The 26343-nt window shown below is 67.0% G+C and carries 25 protein-coding genes; 15 read left to right on the top strand and 10 right to left on the bottom strand.

The features are described 5' to 3' along the window. Positions 1 to 255: 255 nt before the first annotated feature. Positions 256 to 1470 (top strand): RNA polymerase sigma factor, encoded by a 1215-nt coding sequence (locus J7J08_RS01580; protein WP_214900867.1) that lies wholly within the window; start codon positions 256 to 258, stop codon positions 1468 to 1470. Between the two features lie 391 nt (positions 1471 to 1861). Here the strand turns inward: J7J08_RS01580 and J7J08_RS01575 are convergent, their stop codons facing one another. Then, positions 1862 to 2401 (bottom strand): EF-hand domain-containing protein, encoded by a 540-nt coding sequence (locus J7J08_RS01575; protein ID WP_214900866.1) that lies wholly within the window; start codon positions 2399 to 2401, stop codon positions 1862 to 1864. A gap of 155 nt (positions 2402 to 2556) precedes the next feature. Here J7J08_RS01575 and J7J08_RS01570 point away from each other — a divergent pair, with 155 nt between their 5' ends. Next, on the top strand, positions 2557 to 3312 hold the full coding sequence (locus tag J7J08_RS01570) for an arginyltransferase (protein ID WP_214900865.1): 756 nt from the start codon (positions 2557 to 2559) through the stop codon (positions 3310 to 3312). A 37-nt stretch (positions 3313 to 3349) separates the two neighbouring features. Further along, positions 3350 to 4555, top strand: coding sequence for an endonuclease/exonuclease/phosphatase family protein (locus tag J7J08_RS01565; protein ID WP_214900863.1), 1206 nt, complete (start codon positions 3350 to 3352; stop codon positions 4553 to 4555). 105 nt (positions 4556 to 4660) lie between these two features. Here the strand turns inward: J7J08_RS01565 and purT are convergent, their stop codons facing one another. After that, on the bottom strand, positions 4661 to 5848 hold the full coding sequence (purT, locus tag J7J08_RS01560) for a formate-dependent phosphoribosylglycinamide formyltransferase (protein ID WP_214900861.1): 1188 nt from the start codon (positions 5846 to 5848) through the stop codon (positions 4661 to 4663). A gap of 138 nt (positions 5849 to 5986) precedes the next feature. Here purT and J7J08_RS01555 point away from each other — a divergent pair, with 138 nt between their 5' ends. From J7J08_RS01555 to J7J08_RS01535, 5 genes are all read left to right on the top strand, one after another. Continuing rightward, the gene (locus J7J08_RS01555; RefSeq protein ID WP_214900859.1) at positions 5987 to 6166 is read left to right on the top strand and encodes an Arc family DNA binding domain-containing protein; all 180 of its coding nucleotides are present in this window, start codon (positions 5987 to 5989) and stop codon (positions 6164 to 6166) included. After that, on the top strand, positions 6163 to 6339 hold the full coding sequence (locus tag J7J08_RS01550) for a DUF4177 domain-containing protein (RefSeq protein ID WP_214900857.1): 177 nt from the start codon (positions 6163 to 6165) through the stop codon (positions 6337 to 6339). The genes J7J08_RS01555 and J7J08_RS01550 overlap by 4 nt, the downstream gene beginning before the upstream one ends. A gap of 1 nt (position 6340) precedes the next feature. Next, on the top strand, positions 6341 to 7636 hold the full coding sequence (locus J7J08_RS01545; protein ID WP_214900855.1) for an alpha/beta fold hydrolase: 1296 nt from the start codon (positions 6341 to 6343) through the stop codon (positions 7634 to 7636). 59 nt (positions 7637 to 7695) lie between these two features. Further along, a complete protein-coding gene (locus tag J7J08_RS01540) occupies positions 7696 to 8499 on the top strand; it encodes a M15 family metallopeptidase (protein ID WP_214900853.1) in 804 nt (267 codons plus the stop codon). A 112-nt stretch (positions 8500 to 8611) separates the two neighbouring features. Beyond that, positions 8612 to 9121 (top strand): hypothetical protein, encoded by a 510-nt coding sequence (locus J7J08_RS01535; RefSeq protein ID WP_214900851.1) that lies wholly within the window; start codon positions 8612 to 8614, stop codon positions 9119 to 9121. A gap of 42 nt (positions 9122 to 9163) precedes the next feature. On the opposite strand, the gene J7J08_RS01530 is transcribed toward J7J08_RS01535, so the two are convergent. The 5 genes from J7J08_RS01530 to J7J08_RS01510 form a co-directional block, all read right to left on the bottom strand. After that, positions 9164 to 9838 (bottom strand): DNA-3-methyladenine glycosylase, encoded by a 675-nt coding sequence (locus J7J08_RS01530; RefSeq protein WP_214900849.1) that lies wholly within the window; start codon positions 9836 to 9838, stop codon positions 9164 to 9166. A gap of 1 nt (position 9839) precedes the next feature. Continuing rightward, a complete protein-coding gene (locus tag J7J08_RS01525; RefSeq protein WP_214900847.1) occupies positions 9840 to 10211 on the bottom strand; it encodes a DUF423 domain-containing protein in 372 nt (123 codons plus the stop codon). Positions 10212 to 10293: 82 nt separating this feature from the next. Continuing rightward, the gene (locus J7J08_RS01520; protein WP_214900845.1) at positions 10294 to 11373 is read right to left on the bottom strand and encodes an SRPBCC family protein; all 1080 of its coding nucleotides are present in this window, start codon (positions 11371 to 11373) and stop codon (positions 10294 to 10296) included. 265 nt (positions 11374 to 11638) lie between these two features. Beyond that, positions 11639 to 12280, bottom strand: a complete 642-nt coding sequence (locus J7J08_RS01515; protein WP_214900843.1) for a response regulator transcription factor — start codon at positions 12278 to 12280, stop codon at positions 11639 to 11641. Next, positions 12280 to 13473, bottom strand: coding sequence for a sensor histidine kinase (locus tag J7J08_RS01510; RefSeq protein ID WP_214900841.1), 1194 nt, complete (start codon positions 13471 to 13473; stop codon positions 12280 to 12282). Before J7J08_RS01510 ends, J7J08_RS01515 begins: the two co-directional genes overlap by 1 nt. A gap of 136 nt (positions 13474 to 13609) precedes the next feature. Here J7J08_RS01510 and J7J08_RS01505 point away from each other — a divergent pair, with 136 nt between their 5' ends. From J7J08_RS01505 to J7J08_RS01485, 5 genes are read left to right on the top strand one after another with little or no spacing between them, the layout of a single operon-like run. After that, the gene (locus tag J7J08_RS01505) at positions 13610 to 14206 is read left to right on the top strand and encodes a GNAT family N-acetyltransferase (RefSeq protein ID WP_214900839.1); all 597 of its coding nucleotides are present in this window, start codon (positions 13610 to 13612) and stop codon (positions 14204 to 14206) included. 13 nt (positions 14207 to 14219) lie between these two features. After that, complete coding sequence (gene minC, locus J7J08_RS01500) at positions 14220 to 14996, top strand: septum site-determining protein MinC (protein WP_214900832.1); 777 nt, start codon at positions 14220 to 14222, stop codon at positions 14994 to 14996. A gap of 35 nt (positions 14997 to 15031) precedes the next feature. Next, the gene (gene minD / locus J7J08_RS01495; protein ID WP_214900830.1) at positions 15032 to 15841 is read left to right on the top strand and encodes a septum site-determining protein MinD; all 810 of its coding nucleotides are present in this window, start codon (positions 15032 to 15034) and stop codon (positions 15839 to 15841) included. Between the two features lie 2 nt (positions 15842 to 15843). After that, positions 15844 to 16104, top strand: coding sequence for a cell division topological specificity factor MinE (gene minE, locus J7J08_RS01490; protein WP_068850125.1), 261 nt, complete (start codon positions 15844 to 15846; stop codon positions 16102 to 16104). 49 nt (positions 16105 to 16153) lie between these two features. After that, the gene (locus tag J7J08_RS01485; protein WP_214900828.1) at positions 16154 to 16639 is read left to right on the top strand and encodes a hypothetical protein; all 486 of its coding nucleotides are present in this window, start codon (positions 16154 to 16156) and stop codon (positions 16637 to 16639) included. A 392-nt stretch (positions 16640 to 17031) separates the two neighbouring features. Here the strand turns inward: J7J08_RS01485 and J7J08_RS01480 are convergent, their stop codons facing one another. The 3 genes from J7J08_RS01480 to J7J08_RS01470 form a co-directional block, all read right to left on the bottom strand. After that, positions 17032 to 18270 carry a DUF819 family protein gene (locus tag J7J08_RS01480; protein WP_214900826.1) on the bottom strand — a complete coding sequence of 413 codons (1239 nt, stop codon included), beginning with the start codon at positions 18268 to 18270 and terminating at the stop codon, positions 17032 to 17034. 197 nt (positions 18271 to 18467) lie between these two features. Next, on the bottom strand, positions 18468 to 20531 hold the full coding sequence (locus J7J08_RS01475) for a S9 family peptidase (protein ID WP_214900824.1): 2064 nt from the start codon (positions 20529 to 20531) through the stop codon (positions 18468 to 18470). Positions 20532 to 20703: 172 nt separating this feature from the next. Further along, positions 20704 to 22674, bottom strand: coding sequence for an oligopeptide transporter, OPT family (locus J7J08_RS01470; RefSeq protein ID WP_214900822.1), 1971 nt, complete (start codon positions 22672 to 22674; stop codon positions 20704 to 20706). Positions 22675 to 22989: 315 nt separating this feature from the next. Between J7J08_RS01470 and J7J08_RS01465 the strand changes: the two genes are divergently transcribed. After that, positions 22990 to 24174 carry a heparan-alpha-glucosaminide N-acetyltransferase domain-containing protein gene (locus tag J7J08_RS01465; protein WP_214900819.1) on the top strand — a complete coding sequence of 395 codons (1185 nt, stop codon included), beginning with the start codon at positions 22990 to 22992 and terminating at the stop codon, positions 24172 to 24174. A 318-nt stretch (positions 24175 to 24492) separates the two neighbouring features. Further along, positions 24493 to 26250, top strand: coding sequence for an oligopeptide:H+ symporter (locus tag J7J08_RS01460; RefSeq protein ID WP_214900817.1), 1758 nt, complete (start codon positions 24493 to 24495; stop codon positions 26248 to 26250). Positions 26251 to 26343: the final 93 nt, after the last annotated feature.

The following is a 26343-nucleotide window of genomic DNA, read 5'->3' as shown; positions in this document are numbered from 1 at the left end:
ACCCACCGCGTCGAATACCTGTCCGGCGTTTAGAGGATCCGAAGCCCTCTTTCAGGCGTTCATGACCACTGAACGGAGAGCAGCCACGCAGGGCGTGGCTCTACGGTGCCCCGCACGGGTCCCGATTCCCACCGCACGGGTCCCGGTTCCCACCGCACGGGTCCCGGTTCCCACCGCACGGGTCCGGTTCCCACCCCCCGGTCACATTCCCCACCCCACCCCGTCATGATGTCACCACCCACCGGGACCGACGCCATGACCGCGCTGCCACTGACCGACACGCTGGACCGCGAACTGCCCGCCGCCGCCGGCGGTTGCCAGCAGTCTTACGGGCGCATCGTGCTGGCCTGCCAGAACACCGTGACCGCGATCGCGCTGGCGATCACCCGCGACGTGCAGGCCAGCGAGGACATCGCGCAGGAAGCCTTCATCAAGGGCTGGCAACAGCTCAACCAGCTGCACAGCCACGCCAGCTTCCTGCCCTGGCTGCGCCAGATCACCCGCAACCTGGCCCGTGATTGGCTGCGCGCCAACCGCGGCCGGCCGCTGTCTGGCGACGCGGCCGAGATCGCGATCAGCATGGCGGCCGACCCCAGCCCCTCCGCGCCGGAGTACCTGCAGCGGGCGGAGGAAGAACTGGCCGCCGAAGAGATCATTTCCGCGTTGCCCGAGGACGGCCGCGAAACCCTGCTGCTGTACTACCGCGAGGGCCAGAGCTCGCAGCAGGTGGCCAACCTGCTTGGCCTGAGCGACGCCGCCGTGCGCAAGCGCCTGTCGCGGGCGCGCGCCAGCGTGCGCGGGGAAATGCTGCGCCGCTTCGGCGAGTTCGCGCGCGGCAGCGCGCCCAGCGCGGCCTTCGCCACCGCGGTTGTTTCAATGGTGATGGTGGCTGCACCGGGCACGGCAAGCGCCGCCATCCTGTTGGGCACCAGCGTGGGCGTGGGCAGCAGCAAGATCGGCCTGGGCGGTGCCAGCCTGTCCGGCGGTGCGGCCATGGGCTCGTTGGGCGCCGCCGCCACCCAGAGCCACCTGCTCACCCCCGGGGTCGGCTGGACGGTGGCGATCGCCGGCATCATCGGCGGCGTGGTCGGCAGCTACCTCGGTGGACGCTACCTGCTCTGCTACACCGAAACGCCCGCCGAGCGCGCCGCAGTGCATCGCTTCGTGCACTACAGCACCTTCACCGCGATGCTGGTCTGCATGACCGTGCTCGCCCTGACGCTGTTGCAGGCCCCGCCGTACTGGGCGCTGATCGCGATGGTGCTGGGAACCGGCCTGGTGAACTACCAGTGCCTGGTGCCACTGCAACGGATCATGGCCCCGATGATCGCGCGCGATGCCGCACGCCATGGCCGCAGCGGACCGAACTGGAAATATCAGTCCATGTACGGGCGACCCGCATTGGTGGTGACCAACCTGGCGGTGATCGGCGTGGTAATCGCCATGGCACGCGCGCGCGGGATGTTCTGAGGAGGAAGGGTGTCGATCCATTCGTGGCCCATCGCAGGCCGCGTGGGCCGGCCAACGGCCGGCGCTACCGACCCATCCCGGTGGTTGAACGACCGGAAATGTTCGTGGCCGCTGGTTGATTGATCCCAATCCCAATGGCCACGTAAAAATTCGTAGCCCCGAAGAGAACGGCAGGAGCCGTTCTCAACGTCGCGTAGCGACGGCCCGAAGGGTGCCCGCCAGGACGGCGGGCATAACGTTGGCCGGACACCGCGCGCAGCGCGGCCCATGCGTCCGAAAGCTGTCACGCAACGATCACGACCATCGCCCCGGCGTTTACACCATCCGAAGCCGCCCGTCAGGGTTCATGACCTCGGAACGAAAAGCAGCCGGCCAACGGCCGGCGCTACCGTTATTTCCGCAGGCCACCGAACGGACCCTTGGCCGCATCGAATTCGGCCTTGCTGAGCTGCCCGTCCTTGTTGGTATCGGCCGCAGCAAACCACGCGTCACGGTGCTGCTTCATTCCCAGCTCGCGGTCGGCCTTGTCCAGGTAGCCGTCCTTGTTGATATCCATCTGGTCGAAGCGGGCCGCCAGGCGCGGGTCGGCCTTGGCTTCCTCGCGGCTGATCCGGCCGTCCTTGTTCGCGTCCAGCGTTTCCAGGCGCTCATGCCCGCCACCGGGGCCGCGCCCATGGCGCTTGCCGTGCCAGCGCGGCATTTCCCCGCGCGACAGCTTGCCGTCCTTGTTGATGTCCAGGCTGTCGAACTTCCCAGCCAGGCGCGGGGCCTTGGCCGCTTCGGTGCGGTCGATGAAACCGTCGCCGTTGGTATCGAGCTTCACGCGGTCCGGCTTGGCCGCCGGGGCCGGGGTATCGGCAGCCACCGCCAGGCCGGCAGCGCCGGTGGTCATCAGCAGGGCCAGCAGCAGAAGGGGTTTGCGGTTGCGCATGGGTCACTCCGGTGGTTGGGGGAAACTGCGTGCGGTGCGTTGGCACCCACGGGAGAGAAAACGCGCGGACGCTGCCGGCGTTGACACCGCCACCGGTCGTGTTCATTTGCCAGACAGTCGCGGCGCCTGCGACGCCCCGGCGCTATGCTGTGGACATGGCGATCCACACCGACCGCGACGACGAGCTGCGCCTGTTCCAGACCGGGGACCATCCCTGTGGCTACTGGCCGGAGCGGGCTGCACGCGATCTGGTGCTGGACCCGCATGACCAGCGGCTCGGCACCCTGTACCCGATGGCGCTCAGCTGGGGCTTCCGCCGCTCCGGCGACCTGGTCTACCGCCCGCATTGCGCCAACTGCCATGCCTGCGTGTCGGTGCGCGTGCCGGTGGCCCGGTTCGCACCCGACCGCAGCCAGCGCCGCTGCCTGGCGCGCAACGACGACCTGGAAGTGCGCATCGTCGCCGCCGAGCAGACCGATGAGCAGTTCGCGCTGTACCACCGTTACCTGACCCATCGCCACGCCCAGGGCGGGATGGACGAACATGGCCCGCACGAATTCGACCAGTTCCTAATCGGGCAGTGGTCGCAGGGCCGCTTCCTGGAAATCCGTGGGCCGTCCGCCGACGGGCACCGCGGCCCGCTGCTCGCGGTGGCGGTCACCGATGTCACCCCGCAGGGCCTGTCGGCGGTCTACACCTTCTTCGACCCGGACCACACCCACCGGGGCCTGGGCACGTTCGCGATCCTGCAGCAGATCGCCTGGGCCCGGCGCGAACAGCTGCCGCACCTGTACCTGGGCTACTGGATCCGCGACCACCGCAAGATGGATTACAAGCGCCGCTTCCGGCCCCTGGAGGCCTACGACGGCCGCCGCTGGCACGCGTTCGATAACGACCTGGACGGCATCTGACCCGCCATTGCAATGCGCGCCCGTGCAGAATAGCGGCATGAAATCGCGTCCCCTGATCCTTGCCCTGGCCCTGCTCTGCGGCGCCTGCGCCCAAACCCCGACCAAGACCGCCGCCATGCCGGATTCCGCTTCCGCACCGCTGCGGATCGCCACCTACAACACCTCGCTGTACAGCGACGAAACCGGCGGGCTGATCGCCGAACTGGAAGGCGACAGCGCGCACGCGCGCAAGATCGCCGCCGTGCTGCAGCAGGTGCGCCCGGACCTGGTGCTGCTCAACGAATTCGACTACGACGACGCCCACCGCGCCGCCGACCTGTTCCAGCAGCGCTACCTGGAAGTGGCCCAGCCCGGCGGCGGCGAGCCGCTGCACTTCGCCTACCGCTACCTGGCCCCGGTCAACACCGGCGTGCAGAGCGGGCTGGACCTGGACAACAACGGCCAGATCGGCGGCGACGGCCGCAACCGCGGCAACGATGCCTGGGGTTACGGCCTGCATCCGGGCCAGTACGGCATGCTGGTGCTATCGCGCTACCCGATCGACGAAGCCAAGGTGCGCAGCTTCCAGTTGCTGAAGTGGAGCACGCTGCCCGGCGCCCTGCGCCCGATCGACCCGCGCAGCGGCACGGCGTTCTACAACGACCACGTGTGGTCGCAGCTGCGGCTGTCGTCCAAATCGCATTGGGACGTGCCGGTGAACACGCCGAACGGCGTGGTGCACGCCCTGGTCTCGCACCCCACCCCGCCGGTGTTCGACGGCCCGGAGAAGCGCAACGTCGCGCGCAACCACGACGAACTGCGGCTGTGGCAGGAATACCTGTCGGCCGGCGAAAAACCCTGGCTGTGCGATGACCGTGGCCAGTGTGGCGGCCTGGCCCAGGACGCGCGCTTCGTGATCCTTGGCGACCTCAACAACGACCCGGTGGACGGCGATGGCCGGCATGACGCGATTGTCGAACTGATCGAGAACGCGCGCGTGCTGCGCTACCCCACCCCGCGCAGCGTGGGTGCCGAGCAGACCAGCCTGGCGTATGCCGAAAAGGGCATCGTGCGCCAAGGCGCACCGTTCCACGCCACCGGCGATTTCGGCCCGAAGTCCGGCACCATGCGGCTGGATTACGTGCTGCCGTCGGTGGGTTTCGAGTACATCGGCAGCGGCGTGTTCTGGCCGGCGAATGAAACGCCGGAAGCGAAGATTGCAGATGGCAGCGACCACCACCTGGTGTGGGTGGACGTGCGGTAGAGCCGGGCTCTGCCCGGCGGGTAGAGCCGGCCGTTGGCCGGCCCGCACGATGTTGGATCCCGGAGGGCCGGCCAACGGCCGGCGCTACCGGCGATCGCCATCGAACTACTGGCGTAATTCGACGGTGATCGCTTCCGCCGCCCCACGCGCAATCTTCCGCGCCTCGTCGATATCGGCGCCCCGCGCCAACGTCACGCCCACCCGCCGATGCCCGTGCACGCTCGGCTTGCCGAACAGGCGCAGCGCCGTGTCCGGATGCACCAGCGCCGCTTCCACGTTGCTGAACACCGGCACGCCCTCGCCATGCGCCAGCATCGCGCACGATGCCGACGGGCCGCTCTGCCGGATCAGCGGGATCGGCAGGCCCAGGATCGCCCGCGCATGCAGCGCGAACTGACTCAGCTCCTGCGACGCCAGCGTTACCAGCCCCGTATCGTGCGGGCGCGGCGAGACTTCGCTGAACCACACCTCGTCGCCCTTCACGAACAGCTCCACCCCGAACAGGCCCCAGCCGCCCAGGTCGTCGGTGATCGCCTGCGAGATCGCTTCGGCACGCGCCAACGCCGCCGGCGACATCGGCTGCGGTTGCCAGCTCTCGCGGTAGTCACCGTCCTTCTGCCAATGCCCGATCGGGGCGCAGAACGACGTACCGCCCGCGTGCCGCACCGTCAACAGCGTGATCTCGTAATCGAAGTCGATGAAGCCCTCCACGATGCAACGCCCCGCACCCGCACGACCGCCGGTCTGCGCGTAGTCCCAGGCCGGCGCGATGTCCGCCTCGCCGCGCAGCGTGCTCTGGCCCTTGCCCGATGAGGACATGACCGGCTTGACCACGCACGGCAGGCCGATCTCCGCCACCGCCGCCCGGTACTCCGCCTCGGTGTCCACGAAGCGGTACGGCGACGTCGGCAGGCCCAGGGTTTCGGCGGCCAGGCGGCGGATGCCCTCGCGGTCCATGGTCAGTCGCGCCGCACGCGCGGTGGGCACCACCCGCTGGCCGGTTTCCTGCTCCAACTGGACCAGGGTCTCGGTATGGATGGCTTCGATCTCAGGCACGATCAGGTGCGGTTTTTCCTCGGCGATCAGCGCGCGCAAGGCCATCGCATCGAGCATGTCGATCACGTGCGAGCGGTGCGCCACCTGCATGGCCGGTGCGTTGGCATAGCGGTCGGCGGCGATGACCTCCACCCCCAGCCGCTGCAGCTCGACGGCGACCTCCTTGCCCAGTTCGCCCGATCCCAGCAGCAGGACACGGGTGGCGGAGGGAGAGAGCGGCGTGCCGAGGGTGATCATCGTGCGAATTCCGGACATCAGGCGGGGAAGTCATTGTAGAGCGACGCCCTGCGTCGCTGCGCACCGTCAGCGTACCGTTACTTGCAAATTTGATATCACTTTGATATCAGTTTCCGAAACCGGTTCGTTGTACTGAGCATGAGCGAAAAGAAAGCCTACCCGCTGCGTATCAATGCCGACGTGCTGGCGGCAGCACAGCGCTGGGCCGACGACGAGCTGCGCAGCCTCAACGCGCAGATCGAATACTTGCTGCGCGACGCATTGCGCAAGGCTGGACGCCTTCCCAAACCCGCACCTGATCCGGAGAGCAAGGAATGAGCAAACGCTGGAGCTACCTGACCGTGGAAGTGAAGCCGTCGTGGACCGGCCTGAAGCCGGAAGACCTGCAGGCCGAACTCAACCGCCAGGGCCAACTTGGCTGGGAGCTGGTGAACGTGATGCAGGCCACGCCGATGGGCGTGGCCTACCTGTTCTTCAAGAAGGAGAGCTGAGATGGCAACCTGGAGCAACGGCCTGATCGCGCTGCTGCTGTCGTCGGTGGCGATGGTCGCAAGCGCAGCTACCCCGCAACAGACGGCCCAGCAGTTCGTGGACCGCCTGGAGGCCGGCGACATCGCCGGCGCCGAAGCCATGTTCACCCCGGACATGGCCAAGGCTGCGCCCGCAGCGTCGTTGCAGGCGCTGTGGCAATCGCTGGGCACGCTGGAGGAGCGTGGTGCGCAGCACGTGGTTGAACAGCAGGGCATGCAGATCGTGGTACAGACATTGCGGTTTGCCACGGCCTCGGCCAAGGCCCTCATCACGGTGGACGCTCAGGGTCGCATCGCCGGCCTGCTGCTGCAGCCGGCCGACGCCGACGCCGCGCCGCCACCGGCACCGCCAACCGATGCCCCCTACAGCGAACGCGAGCTGCAGATCGACGCCGGCAAAGGTCCATTGCCGGCCACACTGACCGTGCCGCACGGTACCGGCCCGTTCCGCGCGGTGGTGATGGTGCACGGCTCAGGCCCCCACGACCGCAACGAAACCGTCGGCCCAAACCGGCCGTTCCTGGACGTGGCGCGTGGCCTGGCCGCGCAGGGCATCGCCGTGCTGCGCCATGAAAAGCGCACCCTCGCGCGTCCGCAGGACTTCCGTGGCGACTTCACCATGGACGACGAAACCACTGACGATGCGGTCGCCGCCGTCGCCCTGCTGGCGCGCACCCCGGGCATCGACCCGAAGCACGTCTACGTGATGGGGCACAGCCAGGGCGGCATGCTGGCCCCGCGCATCGCGTCGCATTCAGGCAAGGTCGCGGGGCTGGTGCTGTGGTCGGCACCGGCGCGTTCGCTGCTGACCCTGCTGCCCGAGCAGAACCGGTACCTGTTGAACCTGGATGGCGAGATCAGCGCCGCCGACCAAGTGGCATTGGATCGCCTCGACGCGCAGATCGCCAGCGTGCGCGGCACCGCTGCAGTCGCGGCGAAAGACCTGCCGCTCGGTCAACCCGCCAGCTACTGGCGCGCGTTCGACCGGATCGACCCGGTGGCCGATGCCCAGGCCCTGGCGCAGCCGATCCTGCTGCTGCAGGGCGGGCGCGATTTCCAGGTGACCGATGTCGACTGGCAGCGCTGGCAGCGCGGCCTGCCGGAAGGTCCGAAGGCGCGCTTCCACCGCTACCCGGCCCTGAACCACCTCGGCATCGCCGGCGAAGGCCCGGGTTCGCTGCAGGAGTACAGCGTCGCAGGCCACGTCTCGACACAGCTGGTCGACGATGTGGCGGTCTGGATAAGGGCCCAACCGTGAGCCGCCCAGCCGCGATCCGAGTAACGCTGAACGCGCAGGCCACACGCTAAGCTGTTCGCATGCGCCGCTACCCTGCCCTGCTGATCAACACCGCCGACATCGAACTGTGGCCCGGCGGCCTGCTGCGCGCGCGCAGCAACGCCGACGCGCGGGCACTGGCCCGGGCGCGCTGGGTGCTGCGGCGCAAGCGCGATGGGCAGTACCTGGCCGCCGCCACCGCGCACGGCCTGCTGCCACTGGTGCCGCACCTGATGCGCGAGCCGGGCATCGAGCAGGCATTGGATGCACTGGACCAGGCGCTGCACGGCTCGCAGCGCGCCTACGCCCCCGATGCGCTGCTGCCGCTGAGCGGCCTGGAGCAGCGGTTGCAGGCGCTGGGCATCGATGCCGGGCGCTACGAAGGCGACACCGGCCTTGCGCTGGAAGCCGAGCCTGCGCGGTTGGCCCTTGCCGGCTTCGACCGCTACCGCCGACCGCTGTGGCTGCAGCAGGGTGCGGCGCTGGGCTGGCAGCGCATGCGGCAGCAGGCCGCGCGCGACGACATCGTGCTGGAGGCCATCTCCGGCTACCGCAGCCACGATTACCAGCTGGGCATCTTCGCGCGCAAACGTGCGCGCGGGCTGGAGGTGGCCAAGATCCTGCAGGTCAACGCCGCGCCCGGTTACAGCGAGCATCACAGCGGGCGGGCGCTGGATATCAGCTGCCCGGGCGAGCCGCCGGCCGAGGAGAGCTTCGAAGCCACGCCTGCGTTTGCGTGGCTGACGGCACACGCGGCAATGCACGGGTTCCGGCTGAGTTACCCCCGCGACAATCCCCACGGCATCGTCTACGAGCCCTGGCACTGGTACTGGACCGGCGGGTAGAGCCACGCCCTGCGTGGCTGCGCCCCATCCGACGCCAAGCAGCCACGCAGGGCGTGGCTCTACTGATACATCTCGCGTTAAGCTTTGCGAAACCATCAGGAGAAGCGCCGTCATGGAAGACCAGAGCCCGTACCAGGCCAGCCACGTAGCACCCAGGACCGCGGGCCCCGACCGCCGCGATGAGGCGCCTCGTGAGATCACCAGCCCCATCAAGCACATGTATGTTCTCGTGGCGGTGATGGGGCTTTTTACCGCCACCGCCGCCGGCTTCATGGTGTTCGCGGGTCCGCGGCAGAGCCTCTGGATGATCCTTCCGCTCGCCTTTGTCGTCGGGATCTACTTCCTGGCGGCGTTCGGGGTGTACAAGCGCAGCCGCGTGGCAGCGTGCGCGGTGCTGGCGATGTGCGGCTTGTCCGCGCTCGGCGCATTGGCGAATATTGCGAACGGCCAGGGTTCGCTGAGCGGCATCGGTTTCCTTGCGGTGCTCACCTTCGTCAGCATCCGCGGCACCCTCGCCACCTTCCGCTACCACCGCCATCTGCGCGATGTGCGCAGCCGTCCGCCGCGCACGCGGCTCAGTGATGACCCTGCGTTTGCGCCGAAGGTGGACATCGCAGGGTAGAGCCACGCCATGCGTGTCATAGCAGCAACGAAGGAGCAAATATCAATCCTGCGAACGGTTGGTTGCCGTCTTCGGGATCTCGCTGAAATCGGCGATGCGCCACAGGTACAGGCTGGCGTAGGTCCGGAACGGGCCCCACTTCTCGCCGCGTGCGGCCAGCGCTTTCGGGGTCGGCATCAGCTCTGCCTTGTCCACGCGCTGGGCACCCTTGCGCACGCCCAGGTCGTCGATCGGCAGGATGTCGGGGCGGCCGAGCCGGAACATCAGCATCATCTCCACGGTCCAGCGGCCAATGCCGCGGATCGGCACCAGCGCGTCGATGATCGCGTCGTGCTCCATCACCGACATGCGCCGCAGGTCGGGAATTTCGCCGGCCGCTTCGCGCCGGGCCAGGTCGCGCAGGGCCAGCGCCTTGTTGCCGGACACCCCGCACACGCGCAGGCCAGGATCGTCGATGCGCGCCAGGGTATCGGCATGCAGGCGGGTGCTGCCGATGGCGGCCTCGACCCGTCCAACAATCGTCGAGGCGGCCTTGCCGCTGAGCTGCTGGAACAGGATGGCGCGGGCCAGCGCATCCACGGGATCGAAGCTGCGCGCCCAGCCGGGTGGCGGCTCGACCGGCCCGAGCCGCTTCATCCAGGTGCCCAGCCGACGGTCACGCCGCGACAGCCAGTCGTGCGCCTCCTGCACATCGAAACCGCGACGGAACCGGGGCATGTCAGCGCCTCAGGGCGTTGAGCCCGTATACCGCCCAGCCCAGCATCAGCGCAGTGCCGCCCACCGGGGCCAGCCCGGTGCTGAACTGCCACAGTGCACCGGCCACCAGGCTGCCCGAGAACAGCAGCGTGCCCAGCAGCAGCACGTACAGGGCCAGCTTGCCCAGGCTGTTCTGCTGGGTCGGGCCGAGCACCGCCAGCGCCGCGCCGTGGCCGAACGCGAAGAACGCGGCCGTGTTCACGTGCGACTGCGCCAGCGGTTCGGCGATGCCGTGCGAGGCATAGGCCGACAGCCCTACCGCAGTGGCGGCCAGCAGGCCGCCAAGGCAGGCCAGCAGCGAAGGTTTACGCGCGCGTCGTTCCAGGTTGAGCATGGCTGCCTCGTTCTCCAAAAAAAAACGCGCCGCAGGAAGCGGCGCGTTTTCTGTTCTGCATTACATCAGCGTAGCCGTCGGTTTACTTGACGGCCCAGTAGATGTCGTAGGTCGCTTCCGGCGTGAACGACTTCTCCACGCCTGCGTTCCAGGACTCATACGGACGATCGATGACTTCGTTGCCGCCGGTCACCGCCCAGGCACGCAGGGCGTTGCGGGCGATGTCCAGGCCAGCCATGTGGCCGGTGTACCTGGCGTGGGCGGTACGGTGCGGAGCCACGTGCACGTACTTGACCGGAGCGCCACCGTCGATCTTCACCGTCAGGGCTTCAGCCGAAGCGCCTTCGGTACCCTTCTTCTTGACCGGCTGGGCCACGTCGAAGGCGTACTTCTCCTGACCGAAGTCAGTGGTGATGATGCGGAACGGACCGGCGGCTTCGAGGTCATTGGCCTCCATCACGCGCTTGATCCATTCCTGGTTGTCCTTGATGGACTTGGTGATGGTCGCTTCGCCGCGGTCGACGTTGCCGGCGGTGACGACCAGCAGGTCTTCGGCCGGGGCATCGATGATGGCCAGGTCGGTGAGCGGGGCTTCGGCGGTGCGGTAGTCGATGTTCGGCACGGTGGCCAGCATGTTGGCCATGCGCGACAGACCCAGTTTCAGGTCGTCACCGACGTGACGGCTGACGTACAGGCCCGCGTAACGACCAAACAGGTTCCAGCCGTACTTGACGCTGTAGTCCTGGGTGATCTTGACGTTGCGGCCACCCTTGCCGGTCGGCTCAAGGATGAAGCTGGTCTTCTTGTCGTGGCCCTTGGTCGCGTCTTCGATGGCGATGTCGACGCGCTTGTTCGGCTCGGACGCGGTGATCTCCCAGCTACCCTGGCCCAGGGTGGAATCCTTGGAGGTGTAGTCCAGGCGGGCACCCGCGCCAGCGGCGGGGCCGGAGTGCTTGAGTTCAACGGCGGGATCGCGCAGCAGGAGCGGGTTCCAGTCCTTGAAGCGGCGCAGGCTGTTGACCGTGTCATACACGATCGTCATCTTGCGGTTGGTCTCGACGCTTTCGGTAATGTGACGCTCGCCCGGCAGCACAACGCCAATGATGACGAACAGGCCAGCCACGATCCCCAAGGCGATCAGGAACTCGATAATACGGGTCATTCAGGAGTCTCCGGGGCCGATCCCACGGCCGGGTTGATTGAAGCGAAGCGCCAATCCTAGCAGGCTTCGCGGGTGTTATGGATCAGGATTGGCGCACCGGTTTCCATACCGGCAGCGGTTTTGAAATGGACAAGGAGCGGAAAGATAGCGCATCGCGCGGGCCAGCATGTGGCCGTTGGCCATATTTATTTGCCGGTTTCGGCAGGCAGGCCTTTGGCGACCGCCGCAGGCCTTGCCGCACAATGCTTTCAACTGACGTTCATGTTCACACCAGTTGCAGCTCGAACGCCTTCAACACGGCCCGGGTGCGATCGCGCACCCCCAGCTTGGACAGGATGTTGGAGACGTGGTTCTTGATGGTGCCTTCGGCCACGCCCAACGAATTGGCGATCTCCTTGTTGGAGAAGCCGCTGGCCATCAGGCGCAGGATCTCGGTTTCGCGGTCGGTGAGCGGGTCGGGCCGGTCCAGGCTCACGAACTCGTTGCGCATGTGCTCCAGCCCCGACAGCAGGCGCTGGGTGACGGCCGGCTGCACCAGCGAGCCGCCATCGGCGACGGTGCGGATCGCACCGACCAGCTGTTCCAGGGTCACGTCCTTGAGCAGGTAACCCTTGGCGCCGGCCTTGAGCCCGGCCAGCACCAGCTGGTCGTCGTCGAAGGTGGTGAGGATGATGGTCGGCGGCAGCTGGTTGAGCCGCGACAGCATCTGCAGCGCCTCCAGCCCCGACATCACCGGCATGCGCATGTCCATCAGCACCACGTCGGGGCGGATCTGCGGCACCACCTCGACGGCCTGGCGGCCATCGGCGGCCTCGGCCACCACTTCAATCCCGTCATCCAGGGCGAGCAGAGAGCGGATTCCCTGCCGCACCAGGGTTTGGTCGTCGACCAGGCAGACGCGAATCATCAATCCACTCCTTCCAGGATGGCACCCAGCATCAGCACTGGCACGCCGGGAACCGAGGCGCGCAGGCGGAAGCCCTGTCCCCGGTGGGTTTCAATCTGCAGCTCACCGCCGCATTGTTGCAGGCGTTCACGCATTCCACGCAAGCCGTTGCCGATCACGATGCCATCGGCACCCACGCCGTCGTCGTGCGCCTGCACCACCACCTGCCCCGGCGGCTCCCGGTGCACCTGGATCCACAGGTTGCGGGCACGCGCGTGGCGCACCGCGTTGGTGATGATCTCCTGGGTGCAGCGCAGCAGCACGTGGGCCTGTTCAGGGTCTTCCACGCTCAGCGGCTCTTCGATCTCCAGGTGGATGTCCAGCGAAGGCACCTGTTCGGTCAGCGGGCGCAGCGCGGCGGCCAGGTCGATGGCGCCACTGTCGCGCAGCTGGCTGACCGCCTCGCGCACGTCGGTGAGCAGCAGCTTGGCCAGGGTATGGGCCTGGTGCACATGCTCCTGGGCCTGGCCTTCGGTGATGTGGCCGGCCACTTCCAGGTTCAGGCTGAGCGCGGTGAGGTGGTGGCCAAGCAGGTCATGCAGCTCGCGCGAGATCCGGGTGCGTTCGTTGACCCGGGCGCTCTCGGCCAGCAGCACGCGGGTGGCGCGCAGTTCGGTGTTGAGCCGGCGCTGCTCCTCGCGGGCGTCGGTCTGCTGGCGCGCGACCAGGCTGGTCACGAAGATGAACATGGAGAAGCCGCCGTACAGCAGCGACTGCATCACCGCCTCGAACAGCGAAAACGGCAGGAACAGGTAGTACACCGGGGCCACCGCCAGCTGGCTGACCAGCAGCCAGATCACCCCGACCCGGGCCGGCAGCATCCACGGAATGACCCCGGCGGCCACCATCATCAGGATGCTGCCCAGGCCGGAGCCGCTCAGGAAGCTCACCGCCAGGGCGGAGATGGTCAGCAGCACCAGGATGGCGCGGTCGTACCAGGCCGAATGGCCGCCATTGCGCAGCCCGCGGGTCAGCCACAGGTAACCGCCGCCGAAGGCCAGGTAGGACACGAACAACAGCAGGGGTGGCAGGTCGATGCCGCCGCTGCGGCGGACCGCTTCGTACTGGGAATAGACCAACGGCAAGCCGAGCATGACCCAGGTGAACAGGCCGGCCAGTCGCAGTACTCGGGTTTGGCTTAGGTATCCCAACATGGACGCATCTTAGGCTGAACCTGCGCCGCTGCACCCGGACATAAGTCATGGCTGGCTGTGCCCTGCCCGGCCACCCATGCAATAATCACCGACAGGGCCCCTAGATGGGCCAACCGCGTTACCCCACGGAGTCACAATGTCGATTGTCATCCGCGACGTGCGCGAGCACGAGCTCGATTCCGTCCTGGCCCTGAACAACAATGCCGGCCTGGCCATCCTTCCGCTGGATGCCGCCCGCCTGCGCCTGTTCTTTGACACCGCTGAGTATTTCCGCGTCGCCGAGCGCGACGGCAACCTGGCCGGTTTCCTGATCGGTTTCGGCAGCGACAGCCAGCACGACAGCAGCAACTTCGCCTGGTTCAAGCAGCACCTGACCCAGAAATTCTTCTACATCGACCGCATCGTGGTGGCCAGCCGCCGCCGCGGCGGCGGTGTGGGCCGCGCGTTCTACGCCGATGCGCAGAGCTACTCGGAGCTGCGCTACCCGCAGCTGACCTGCGAGGTGTTCCTGGACCACGGCGCCGACGCGGCGCTGCTGTTCCATGGCAGCTTCGGCTTCCGCGAGGTCGGGCAGAACAACATGCCGCACGTGGATGTGCGCGCCAGCATGCTGCTCAAGGACCTGTGCAGTTACCAGTGGGTGCACGACACCTACGGCGACGCGTTGCCGGACGTGCCCTGGGTGGGTCATCGTCGCGAGCCGCTGCGCGCGCAACGACCGACGGGGACCTGAAGTGGCGGCAAACATGGATTTTGAACAGGCCGGCGAACTGAAGATCGGCCAGGTGGGCATCGCCAACCTGCGCATCCGCACCCTCGATGTGGAACGCCTCACCCGTGAAATGCACGACCGCGTGGCGCGCGCGCCGAAGCTGTTCGGCCGCGCGGCGGTGATTCTCGATTTCGGCGGCCTGAGCCAGATGCCCGACGTGGCTACCGCCCAGGCGCTGCTGGATGGCCTGCGCAGCGCTGGCGTGCTGCCGGTGGCGCTGGCCTACGGCAGCACCGACACCGACCTGCTCTCGCAGCAGCTCGGGCTGCCGCTGCTGGCCAAGTTCCGCGCGCAGTACGAGCGCGCCGACGCTGAACCGGCGCCCGCACCGGTCGCGCCTGCACCTGCGCCGGAACCGGCACGCCGGGCGCGCGCCGCCGCGCCGGCCCAGGCGGCGGCTGTCGAGGTGGGCAATGCGCCCAAGCCGGGCCGCATGCAGACCAGCAACGTGCGCTCGGGCCAGCAACTGTATGCCGAGAACTGCGACCTGACGGTCATGGCCACCGTGGGCGCAGGCGCCGAGGTGATCGCCGATGGCAGCATCCATATTTACGGTACGCTGCGGGGCCGTGCCCTGGCAGGTGCCCAAGGCAACACCACGGCGCGTATTTTCTGCCGTGACTTCCACGCTGAACTGGTCGCCATTGCCGGCCATTACAAGGTACTGGACGATGTCCCGGACAACCTGCGCGGCAAGGCCGTGCAGGTATGGCTGGAAAACGACCAGATCAAGATCGCTGCGCTGGCCTGAGCCCGCGCACCAACAGAATCATCAGGAGAAGTCCTTTGGCTGAAATCATCGTAGTCACTTCCGGCAAGGGCGGCGTCGGCAAGACCACTTCCAGCGCAAGCCTGGCCTGCGGCCTGGCAAGCAAGGGCAAGAAGGTGGCGGTGATCGACTTCGACGTCGGCCTGCGCAACCTCGACCTGATCATGGGCTGCGAGCGCCGCGTGGTGTACGACTTCGTGAATGTCGTGCATGGCGAGGCCACGCTCAAGCAGGCGCTGATCAAGGACAAGCGCTTCGACAACCTGTACGTGCTGGCGGCATCGCAGACACGTGACAAGGATGCGCTGACCCAGGAAGGCGTGGGCAAGGTACTCAAGGACCTGGCCGCGGACGGTTTCGAGTACATCATCTGCGATTCGCCGGCCGGCATCGAAAAGGGCGCGTTCCTGGCGATGTACTTCGCCGACCGTGCGGTGGTGGTGGTGAACCCGGAAGTGTCGTCGGTGCGCGACTCGGACCGCATCATCGGCCTGCTGGATTCGAAGACGCACAAGGCCGAGTCGGGCCAGAACGTACCGGCGTTCCTGCTGCTGACCCGCTACAGCCCGGCCCGCGTGGAAACCGGTGAGATGCTTAGCATCACCGACGTGGAAGAGGTGCTGGGGCTGAAGGCGATCGGCGTGATCCCGGAATCGGGTGATGTGCTGAACGCGTCCAACAAGGGCGAGCCGGTCATCCTGGATCCGGAATCGGCTGCTGGCCAGGCCTACGATGATGCGGTGGCCCGCATCCTCGGCGAAGAGCGCCCGATGCGCTTCACCGTTGTTGAGAAGAAGGGCTTCTTCAGCAAGCTGTTCGGAGGATAAGCATGGGCCTGTTTGATTTCCTCAAGACCAAGAAGACCACTGCCGAGACCGCCAAGAATCGCCTGCAGATCATCATCGCGCAGGAACGCAGCCACCGTGGCGGCCCGGATTACCTGCCGCTGCTGCAGCGCGAGCTGCTGGAAGTGATCAAGAAGTACGTCAACATCGACGCCGACGCGGTCAAGGTCGACCTGGTCAAGGACGGCGAGCACGACGTGCTGGACATTTCGGTGGCACTGCCGGAAGGCCCGCAGCAGCCCTGACCCGTACAGGCCCCTTCCCCGCCGGGAAGGGGCGCAGGACGCAGACGCCATGAACACCGCCGTTGCAGAAGCAGAACCGCAGGTCACCCGCGTGGGCGACATCGCCTTCCAGGATGCGGCGGCATTGCTGGCCCGCCACGCGCTGCAGCTGCACCACGTGGCCGATGGCGCACCGATTCCCGGCAGTTACTGGGGCGAGCCCGAGGCGGGCATCATCGCCAGCGATGTGTATGTGCGCAACGACACGCCGGTGCACTCGATGCTGCATGAGGCCTGCCATCTGATCGTGCTGCCACCGGAGCGCCGCGCGCTGGTGCACACCGATGCGACCGATTCGGTACCCGAAGAAGACGCCACCTGTTACCTGCAGATCGTGCTGGCCGGGCAATTGCCGGGCGTAGGCAGCGCGCAGTTGATGGCTGACATGGATGCGTGGGGGTATACGTATCGTCTTGGTTCGACCCGGGCTTGGTTCGAGCAGGATGCCGAAGACGCAAGAGCCTGGTTGGTCGAGCGCGGGTTGCTGCCCGCGTAAAACCGGGAACGCGGCCTTTCCCGGACGCGTGGCGACGCGCCAACCAGAAAGGCGCGTTGTTGTTCACTCGGCGCGGTTCGAGCAGGATGCCGAAGACGCAAAAGCCTGGCTGATCGAGCGCGGGTTGCTCGTGGCGTAACGCCGAACTCGCGACATCCATTGCCGCGACCGGACGCCGGACGCGCATAATGCGGCGCGCCTTTCGCGCACATTCGACGGTAGGGTCGGTCCCCAGACGACCGCCGATAACGGTAATCGGCACGGTGACGCATCGCACCTGACCGAAGAACGATTTTCGCCGGAGGTCATGCCCCAATGAACGTTGCACCGCCATCGGCGGTCGATAGGGATGCGACCCTACCGGCGTCGGCCGACACCGCGTTGAAACCCCATCACCCCGCGCCGGCCAACGACCGCAATGTAATGCCTACGATGTAGGCGAGATACGTGCCCGTCGCATACCCCATCGTGCCCAGCAACACGCCCACCGGCGCCAGCGAGGGATGGAAAGCGGCGGCGACGACCGGCGCAGAGGCAGGACCGCCGATGTTGGATTGCGAGCCGATGGCGAAGTAGAAGAACGGCGCCTTGAGGGCCATGGCCAGCGCCAACAGCAGCACGATGTGCACGGCGATCCAGATCAGGCCGAGCAGGAACAGCCACGGGCGTTCCAGCAGGGCCAGCAGGTCCATCTGCATGCCGATGCAGGCGATCAGGAAGTACAGCAGCAGCGACCCCAGCTTCGAGGCACCCGCCCCTTCCAGGTTGCGCGCGCGGGTGAAGCTCAGCGCAAGACCGCAGGTGGTGGAGATCACCACCACCCACACGAACGGCGTGTCCAGGCTGAACTGCGAGGCCCAGGCGACGTGGCCCTTGAACCAGGCCGATACCGGCCCGGCGATGGCGTGCGACAGGCCTACCGTGCCGAAGGCTACCGCCACGATCAGCATCAGGTCGGTCAGGCTGGCCACGCGCTCGTGTTCGGCCTGGAATTTTTCGATGCGCAGTTTGAGTTCATCGATCGCCGACGTATCGGCCCCGGTGCGTGCATCGATGTTCGCTGCGCGCCCTGCCATGAAGATCAGCACGGCCATCCACACATAGCCCACGCCCACGTCGACCACCGCGAACTGGCCGAACGTGGTCGCGTTGACGTCGAACACTTCGCGCATCGCGAGCATGTTGGCACCGCCGCCGATCCAGCTGCCGGCCAGCGCCGCCATGCCGGCCCAGGTGTCGCCGGCGACGGTTTCCGGATGCGCCCACTTCATCAGCATGAAGGCCACCACCGCGCCGATCATGATGCTGAAGGAAGCGCCCAGGTACATCACGATCAGCTTCGGGCCCAGCCGCAGGATGCCCTTGATATCCACCGCCAGCGTCAGCAGCACCAGCGCGGCGGGCAGCAGGATGTCGCGGGCGATCGGGTTGTACAGGCGGGTGTTCTGCCCGTCGATCAGGCCCGCGGTGTTGTAGATGCCGGGGATCAGGTAGCACAGCAGCAGTGCCGGTACGTAGGTGTAGAAGCGCTTCCAAAGCCCCTTCTCGCGCGAGGCGGTCCAGAACACTGCGCCGAGGGTGGCGGCGATCAGGCCGAAGACGACGATGTCGTTCTGGATCAGGGCGGGCATGGAAGTAGGGCCGTTTAGGGTGGGTCGAGGGCCGGCCAACGGCCGGCGCTACCGGGAATCGGTGGGTTAATGACCGGGCGCGTGGCGACGCGTTCATCACCGCGGTACGTCATCGCCGCCGGGGCGCGGTAGCGCCGGCCGTTGGCCGGCCCACGCAATGCAGGAACGCCGCCCCGAAAAGGGCGGCGTCCATTCCATCATTCGCCGATGTGCTGCTTCAGCCAGCCGTTCACCGTGTCATGCCACTGCACGCTGTTCTGCGGCTTCAGCACCCAGTGGTTCTCGTCCGGGAAGTACAGGAACTTCGACTCGATGCCCTGGCGCTGCGCGGCAGTGAACGCGCCCAGGCCCTGCTCCACCGGAATGCGGAAGTCGAGCTGGCCATGGATGATCAGGATCGGCTTCTTCCAGTCGGCCACGTGGTTGACCGGGTTGAACTTCTCGTAGTTCTGCGGCTTGTCGAACGGTGTGCCGCCCTGCTCCCACTCGGTGAACCACAGCTCTTCGGTGGCGTAACCCATCATGCGCTGGTCGAACACACCGTCATGGTTGACCAGGCACTTCCACGGCGCATTCCAGTTGCCGGCGATCCAGTTGACCATGAAGCCGCCGTAGCTGGCGCCCAGCGCACAGGCCTTGTCGCCGTTGAGGAACGAGTACTGCTTCTGCGCGGCCGCCCAGCCCTTCTGCAGGTCTTCCAGCGGGCGGTCGCCCCAATGCTGGCTGATCGCATCGGTGAAGGCCTGGCCGTAGCCGGTGGAACCGTGGAAATCGATCATCACCACCGCGTAGCCCTGGCCCGCATAAGTCTGCGGGTTCCAGCGGTAGCTCCAGCCGTTGCCGAAGCTGCCCTGCGGGCCGCCGTGGATCAGGAACGCCACCGGGTAGCGCTTGCCTTCCTGGTAGTTGTACGGCTTGACCACATAACCGTGCACGGTTTCGTTGTTCCAGCCCTTGAACTGGAACTGCTCGTAATCACCGAAGGCCACGTCCGGCAGCATCTGGCCGGCGCTCGGGGTGATCTCGCGCGGGCTGCTGCCGTCGGCCTGGGCCACCACGATCTGGTCGCCGCTCTTGAGGCTGTTCTTCGTATAGGCCAGCGTGCTGCCAGCGATCACCGGCGAGCCGATGCTGCCGCCTTCGGCAACCACCGTGGCCTTGCCGGTAGCGATGTCGATGTTGAACAGGCGGTGTTCGCCCAAGTCATCGGCGCCGGTGTAGAAGCTCCCACCATCCGGCGACAGCACCACTTCGCCGGCCGAACGGTCCCAGTCCGGGGCGATTTCGCGGGTCTTGCCCGTGGCCAGGTCGAGCGCGATCACGCCGAAACGGTCCGCTTCGAAACCCGGGCGCTTCATCGCGCGGTAATACAGGGTGTTGCCGTCGGCGCTGAACACCGGGCCGGCATCCCAGGCCGGGTTGGCGGCGGTCAGGTTGACCGGCGCCTGCTTGCCGTCGGCATCCAGGCGGTACAGGTCGAAGTTGGTCGACCAGGCTTCTTCGCGGCCGGCCACGCGGATGCTGGCCACCACGCTCCTGCCATCCGGTGCCCAGGTGAAATCGTCATTGCCGCCGAACGGCTTGGACGGCGCATCACCGACCAGCGTGGCACTGATTGCCGAGGCGCCCTTGACCGCCGCGGCCTTGGCGGCGGGGAGCGCGGCCACGAACAGGGTGTTGCGGCGGCCGTCGTTCCAGGTATCCCAGTGGCGCACGAACAGGCTGTCGAACACTTCGCCGGTGTTCTTGCGCGCCTTGTGCGCGTCCAGCTTCTTCGCGGTGCAGGCCAGGTCCGAGCCGCAGTCCTGGAACACGCCGGCGCTGAACGCCACGCGGTCGCCCTGCGGCGAGATATGGAAGCTGTCCACGTCCACCGCGAAATCGGTCAACTGGCGCGGCGCGCCACCGGCCAGCGGCATCGAATACAGCTGCTGGCTGCCGCCCTTGGCACTGAGGAAGAACACGCTCTGGCCATCGGCCGACAGCGCAGCCGAGTTGACGTTCCAGCCAGCCGGGGTCAGCGGCTTGGGCGGGGCCAGGTCACGGGTGCGCAGGTTGCGGATGAACAGGCCGGTGCTGGCCTTGCTGTCGCTGCCAACCACGCGCTTGGCGAACACCACGTTGCCGCCATCGGCTGTCAGCAGCGGGGCCGAAACCCGATCCAGCGCGATCATGTCGCGCACATCCAGGCCACGCGTGGCGGCCAGCGACGGCAGCGCGGTCAGCAGGCACAACGGCAACAGGGCGTAACGAAGCTTCATCGGGTTCTCCGCGGGACGGCAAAACGCCGATGGTAATGGCGCCAATGGCCTGCGCGCTACGGCCACTCGTCATGCCGTAGCGCCGGGCTCTGCCCGGCAAACGCGGTCCCTGGACACCCTGAAACGACAAAACGCCGCCGAAGCGGGGCTTTGCCGTGATCAACAACCGCAGTCAGACCGACCCGACCGCCTTTTTCCCGGTCCGGTAGATCAACCACCCCACCACGAACAGCACCGCCAGGCCGATCCACTGCGCGGCCGGCAGGCTGAACGGCACCGCCAGCACATCGGCGCGCCCGCTGACCACGATCGGAATGGCGATGGCGATACCCATCAGGGCCTCACCGGTGATCAGGCCTGCGGCGAACAGCACGCCCGGCTTGTGCACGCGGTCGCGGCCTTCTTCGTCATCGGCACGCACCTTGTGGAAGCGCTCGACCAGGTAGGAAATCAGGCCACCCAGGAAAATAGGCACCATCAGTTCCAGCGGCAGGTAAATACCAATTGCTGCGGCCAGCACCGGCACGCGGAAACGCGAGCCGCGCGCTTTCAGCCAGCTGTCGAAGGCGATGATGGCCGCACCGATCACCGCACCGATGGCGATGAAGCTCCACGGCAGCTGGCCACCGAACAGCCCCTTGGCCACCGACGCCATCAAGTTGGCCTGCGGAGCCGCCAGCGCGTTGGGGTGCTCGGCGGTTGGCGCACCGATGCCGTAGGCGGTCGCCAGCAGGTTCAGCACCGGGGCCATGATCAGCGCGCACGAGAACGCGCCGATGCCCAGCATCAGCTGCTGCTTCCACGGCGTGGCGCCCACGATGTAGCCGGCCTTGAGGTCCTGCAGGTTGTCACCGCCGACCGCAGCGGCGCAGCAGACCACCGCGCCGATCATGATGGCCGCCACCGCACCCAGCGGGGCGCCGCCCACGCCGACCGGGGTCAGCCCGCTCTTGCCCATCAGCAGCACCAGCACCGCCGAGGCGAACAGAATGGTGGAAATGGTGATGCCCGAGACCGGGTTGTTCGACGAACCGATCAGGCCGGCCAGGTAGGCCGAGACCGAGACGAACAGGAAGCCGGCGACGATCATGATGAGGGTCATCGGGATCGACACGTGCCACTGACCCACGATGGCCTGGTACAGCGCCAACAGCGGCAGCGTGAAGGCGACCAGCGCCACCAGCATCCACTTCATCGGCAGGTCGCGTTCGGTGTGCGCCAGCACGGGACCGCCGCTCTTGCGCGCAGCGGCAAAGCCGCTTTTCACGCCACTGAGCAGCGACTTGCGCAGCGAGATCAGCGTCCAGACGCCGCCGATCAGCATCGCGCCCACGCCCAGGTAGCGCATCTTCGCGCTCCAGATGGCGAAGGCTGCATCGGTGGACGAGGCGGTGGCGATCGACGCGGCCAGCCCCGGGTCGGTGCCCAGGAAGAACGCCTGGTACAGCGGAATGGCGATGTGCCAGGTCAGGATCGAGCCGGATACCACCACGATGCCGACATTCAGGCCGACGATGTAACCCACGCCAAGCAGCGCCGGCGACAGGTTGGTGCCGATGAAGGCAGTGATCTTGGAACTGCCCACGTAAGCCGAGGTGGCCCACGCATCCGGGATCAGGCGCATGCCGCTGGCGGCAGCCACCTTGACGGCTGCACCGATCACCGCCGACACCGCCAGGATCTTCAGGCCCGGGCCCGGGTTCTCACCGGCCTTGAGCACTTCGGCGGCAGCCTTGCCTTCCGGGAACGGGAGCGGGTCTTCAACGATCATCGAACGCCGCAGCGGCACCGAGAACAGCACGCCCAGCAGGCCACCCAGGCCCGCGATGCCCAGCACCCACCAGTACTTGAAGTCCGGCCAGTAGCCCATGATCACCAGCGCGGGGATCGTGAAGATCACACCGGCGGCGATCGACGAACCGGCCGAAGCGCCGGTCTGCACGATGTTGTTTTCCAGGATCGTGCCGCCGCCCAGCAGGCGCAGTACCCCCATGGAAATCACCGCCGCGGGAATCGCGGTGGCGATGGTCAGGCCTGCGAACAGACCCAGGTAGGCGTTGGCCGCCGACAGGATCACTGCCAGCACGATGGCAAGCACCACCGCGCGGAAAGTGAGCTGTTTGGGCGCAGCGTCGTCGTTCATGGAAGCCCCTGCTGTAAAAATCCCGTCAAACCTAGCGTTCATGCCGGTGCAAGGCAAGCCGTGCCATCGGCACGGCGTATCGCCAAAGGCGATACCGGGGCGCCAACGGCGCCCCGTGTAGCCCCGGCCGTTGGCCGGACGAAGCGATACCGGCCCCCCCCCGTGTAGCCCCGGCCGTTGGCCGGACCAAGCGATACCGGCCCCCCCGTGTAGCCCCGGCCGTTGGCCGGACCAAGCGATGCCGGCCCCCGCGAGCAGCCGACCAACCACCCAAACCGGCAAACCCCACACCCCGCCGCCGCACACACATTTGTAATGTTATATCCTGTCACACCGCCCATCAGCGCACCCGTGGCCCCCACCTCCACCCGCTTGACCTCCATCGACCAGCTGCGTGGCACCGTGATCGTGCTGATGCTGCTGGACCACGTGCGCGAAACCTTCTACCTGCACCAGCAGGTGCCCGACCCGATGGCGGTGGACCAGATCGAGCCGGCGCTGTTCGCCAGCCGCCTGCTCGCCCATCTGTGCGCCCCGGTATTCGTGCTGCTCACCGGCCTGTCGGCCTGGCTGTACGGCAGCGGCCAGCCCGACCCGCGCCGCGCCGCATCCGCGTTCCTGCTCAAGCGCGGCCTGTTCCTGATCCTGTTGGAACTGACCGTGGTGAGCTTCGCCTGGACCCTGCAGTTCCCGCCCAGCGTGCTTTACCTGCAGGTGATCTGGGCCATCGGCATCAGCATGGTCGCCCTGGCCGGCCTGCTCTGGCTGCCGCGCGGCATGCTGGCCGCCCTGGCGTTGGCGGTGATCGCCGGGCACAACCTGCTGGACGGCGTGCACGTCAACGGCGGTGGCCCCTTGGCCGTGCTGTGGAAGGTCCTGCACCAGCGCGACTGGATCGACGTCAGCGACACGCTGCGCCTGCGCACCTCGTATCCCGTGCTGCCGTGGATCGCCGTGATCGCCTTGGGCTACACGCTGGGCCCGTGGTTCGCCCGCAACGGCGACCCTGCCCGGCGCCGGCGGCGCCTGGTGTGGGCCGGCGGGGGTGCCGTACTGGGCTTCATGCTGTTGCGCGCCCTGAACCTTTATGGCGATGCGCCGTGGCAGTCGTTCGGCAGCACCCTGCAGGCCACGATGAGTTTCCTCAATGTCACCAAGTACCCGCCGTCCCTGCTGTTCCTGCTGCTCACGCTCGGCATCGGCCTGTTGCTGCTGTGCCTGTACGAGCAGCCGCGCGTGGCGCAGGCACTGGCCCCGCTGGCCAACGTCGGTGCCGCGCCGATGTTCTTCTACCTGGTCCACCTGTACGTGCTGAAAGTGTTGTACGTCGCCGCCGAAGCCCGCTGGGGCCATACCCACGGCGCGTACTTCGGCGTGGATCACGTCTGGGTGCTGTGGGTGATCACCGCCGTGCTGGCGCTGGCGCTGTACTGGCCGACCCGCGCGTTCGCGCGGTTGAAGGCCCGGCGCAAGGACCTGGTGTGGTTGCGGTATCTGTAACGCCCCGACACGGTTTCCGCGCGTGCAGGCGAACGGCAGACACGCATGGCGTGTCCCTACGCCTATGAGCCAGGTGATGGTTGGTAGAGCGGTGGCTGCCTTGGATTTCCGTACCGACGACGACGATGTCCGGGGGGCCGGGGCGTGCAGGGGTAACGGGGCCTTGAGCAGCAGGAGCTGCGAAGAGCTCCATGGATGGATTCACGCGTGCCCCGTTACCCCTGCGCGCCCCGCGCGCCCGATCAACGACAACGCGGCCGCCGCGCCGAACACGCCGATGAGGTGATAATCGCGACCAGTTTTGTCGCATATCACCCGATGACCACCACCGCCCTGCCCACTACCGACGACTTCCTTGGCCACCCCAAGGGCGTTTATGTCTGCTTCTTCACCGAAATGTGGGAGCGCTTCTCCTTCTACGGCATGAAGGCGCTGCTGCTGCTGTACCTCACCAAGTACCATCTGTTCGGCGACAAGGCCGGCCTGGACCTGCTGGGTGCCTACGGTGGCCTGGTCTACTGCATTCCCGTGTTCGGCGGCCTGCTCGCCGACCGCTGGCTCGGCATGCGCAAAGCCGTGGTATTCGGCGGTGTCCTGCTCGTGCTCGGCCATCTCGGCATGGCCTTCGAAGGGCACGCCGCCGCCCGCATCGATGGCCAGGTGGTCCGCGATGATGCCGCCCTTGGCATCACCTACCTCTCGCTGGCCCTGATCATCATGGGCGTCGGCTTCCTCAAGCCCAACATCTCCACCATCGTCGGCAAGCTCTACCCCGAAGGCGACCCGCGCCGCGATTCCGGCTTCTCCCTGTTCTATGCCGGCATCAACCTGGGTGCCCTGTTCGCCTCCCTGGTCTGCGGCTTCCTCGGCGAAGCGTATGGCTGGAAGTACGGCTTCGGCGCCGCCGGCATCGGCATGGTCATCGGCCTGGCCATGTTCCTGTGGGGCCAGAAATACCTGCAGGGCCACGCCGAACCCACCAACGTGGCCGCCCTGCGCCAGCGCATTGCCGGCATTCCGCGCGAAGGGCTGATCTACGGCATCGCCGTGCTCGGCGTCATTCCCGTGGCCGCCCTGATGTGGTCCGCCGCCAACGGTGCCTTCGCCATCGGCGGCGAAATCAGCCTGGCCCTGCTGCTCATGGTCGTCGTGCTTGGCGGTGTGCTGCTCTGGTTCGCCTGGTTCACCGGCACCCGCTGCACGCCCGTGCAACGCCAGCAGATGATCGCCCTGATGGCCCTGATCTTCATGGCCCTGGTGTTCTTTACCCTCTACGAACAGACCTATGGCTCCTGGGTCACGTTCACCGACCGCATGCTCACCAAGGATCTGGTCCCCGCGCTGGTGATCCAGGGCGGCACCCCGATCCCGTGGTCGATCGCCTCCCTGCTGCTGGCGCCGCTCGGCTTCGTGGTGGCCGCGCGCCTGTCAGAGCGCCGCCCCGGCTCGTCCGCGCCGCGCAACCTGTTCATCGCCATCGTCGCCCTGATGCTGGTACTGTTGATCCGCGACTGCCTGGTGATTCCGCAGACCGCCGGCTCGCTGACGTACCTGGGCGGCCTGTTCCTGGTCGTGCTCGCGCCGCTGTTCGCGGTGTTGTGGGCCTGGCTGGACAAGCGCCGCCTGGACCCCTCCAAACCGGTCAAATCCTCGCTCGGCCTGGTATTCGCCGCACTCTCCTTCATCCCGCTCGCGCTGGCTGCCCAGCAGGTCGGCAGTACCGGCCAGATGGCCAGCGTGTGGTGGCTGGTGCTGGCCTACCTGGTGCTGGAGATCGGCGAAATGTGCCTCTCTCCGGTGGGCCTGTCCGCCGTTACCCAACTGGCCGCGCCGCGCGTGGTCAGCCTGATGATGGGCACCTGGTTCCTGGCCACCGCGTTCTCCGAAACCCTGGCCGCGCTGTTCGGCAAGCTGGCCGCGATCGAGGTACCCGAAGGCGAATCCATGAACATCGCCGCTGCCGCCGCCAGCTACGAGCACCTGTTCTGGCTGCTGATGTGGATCGGCCTGGGATGCGCCGCGGTGGCACTGGCCGGCTCGCCGTTGTTGAAACGGATGATGCACGGCGTCAAGTAAACGCATCGTCGCATCGACACGACCACGGCACCTGCGGGTGCCGTGGTCGTTTCCAGCACGGCAGATGTCTCCTGCCTTGCATATAAACGGTTC

Source organism: Stenotrophomonas sp. ISL-67 (assembly GCF_018612915.1).
In the GTDB taxonomy this organism is placed as follows: Bacteria; Pseudomonadota; Gammaproteobacteria; order Xanthomonadales; family Xanthomonadaceae; genus Stenotrophomonas.
This window is presented reverse-complemented; position numbering and strand designations above follow the sequence as displayed.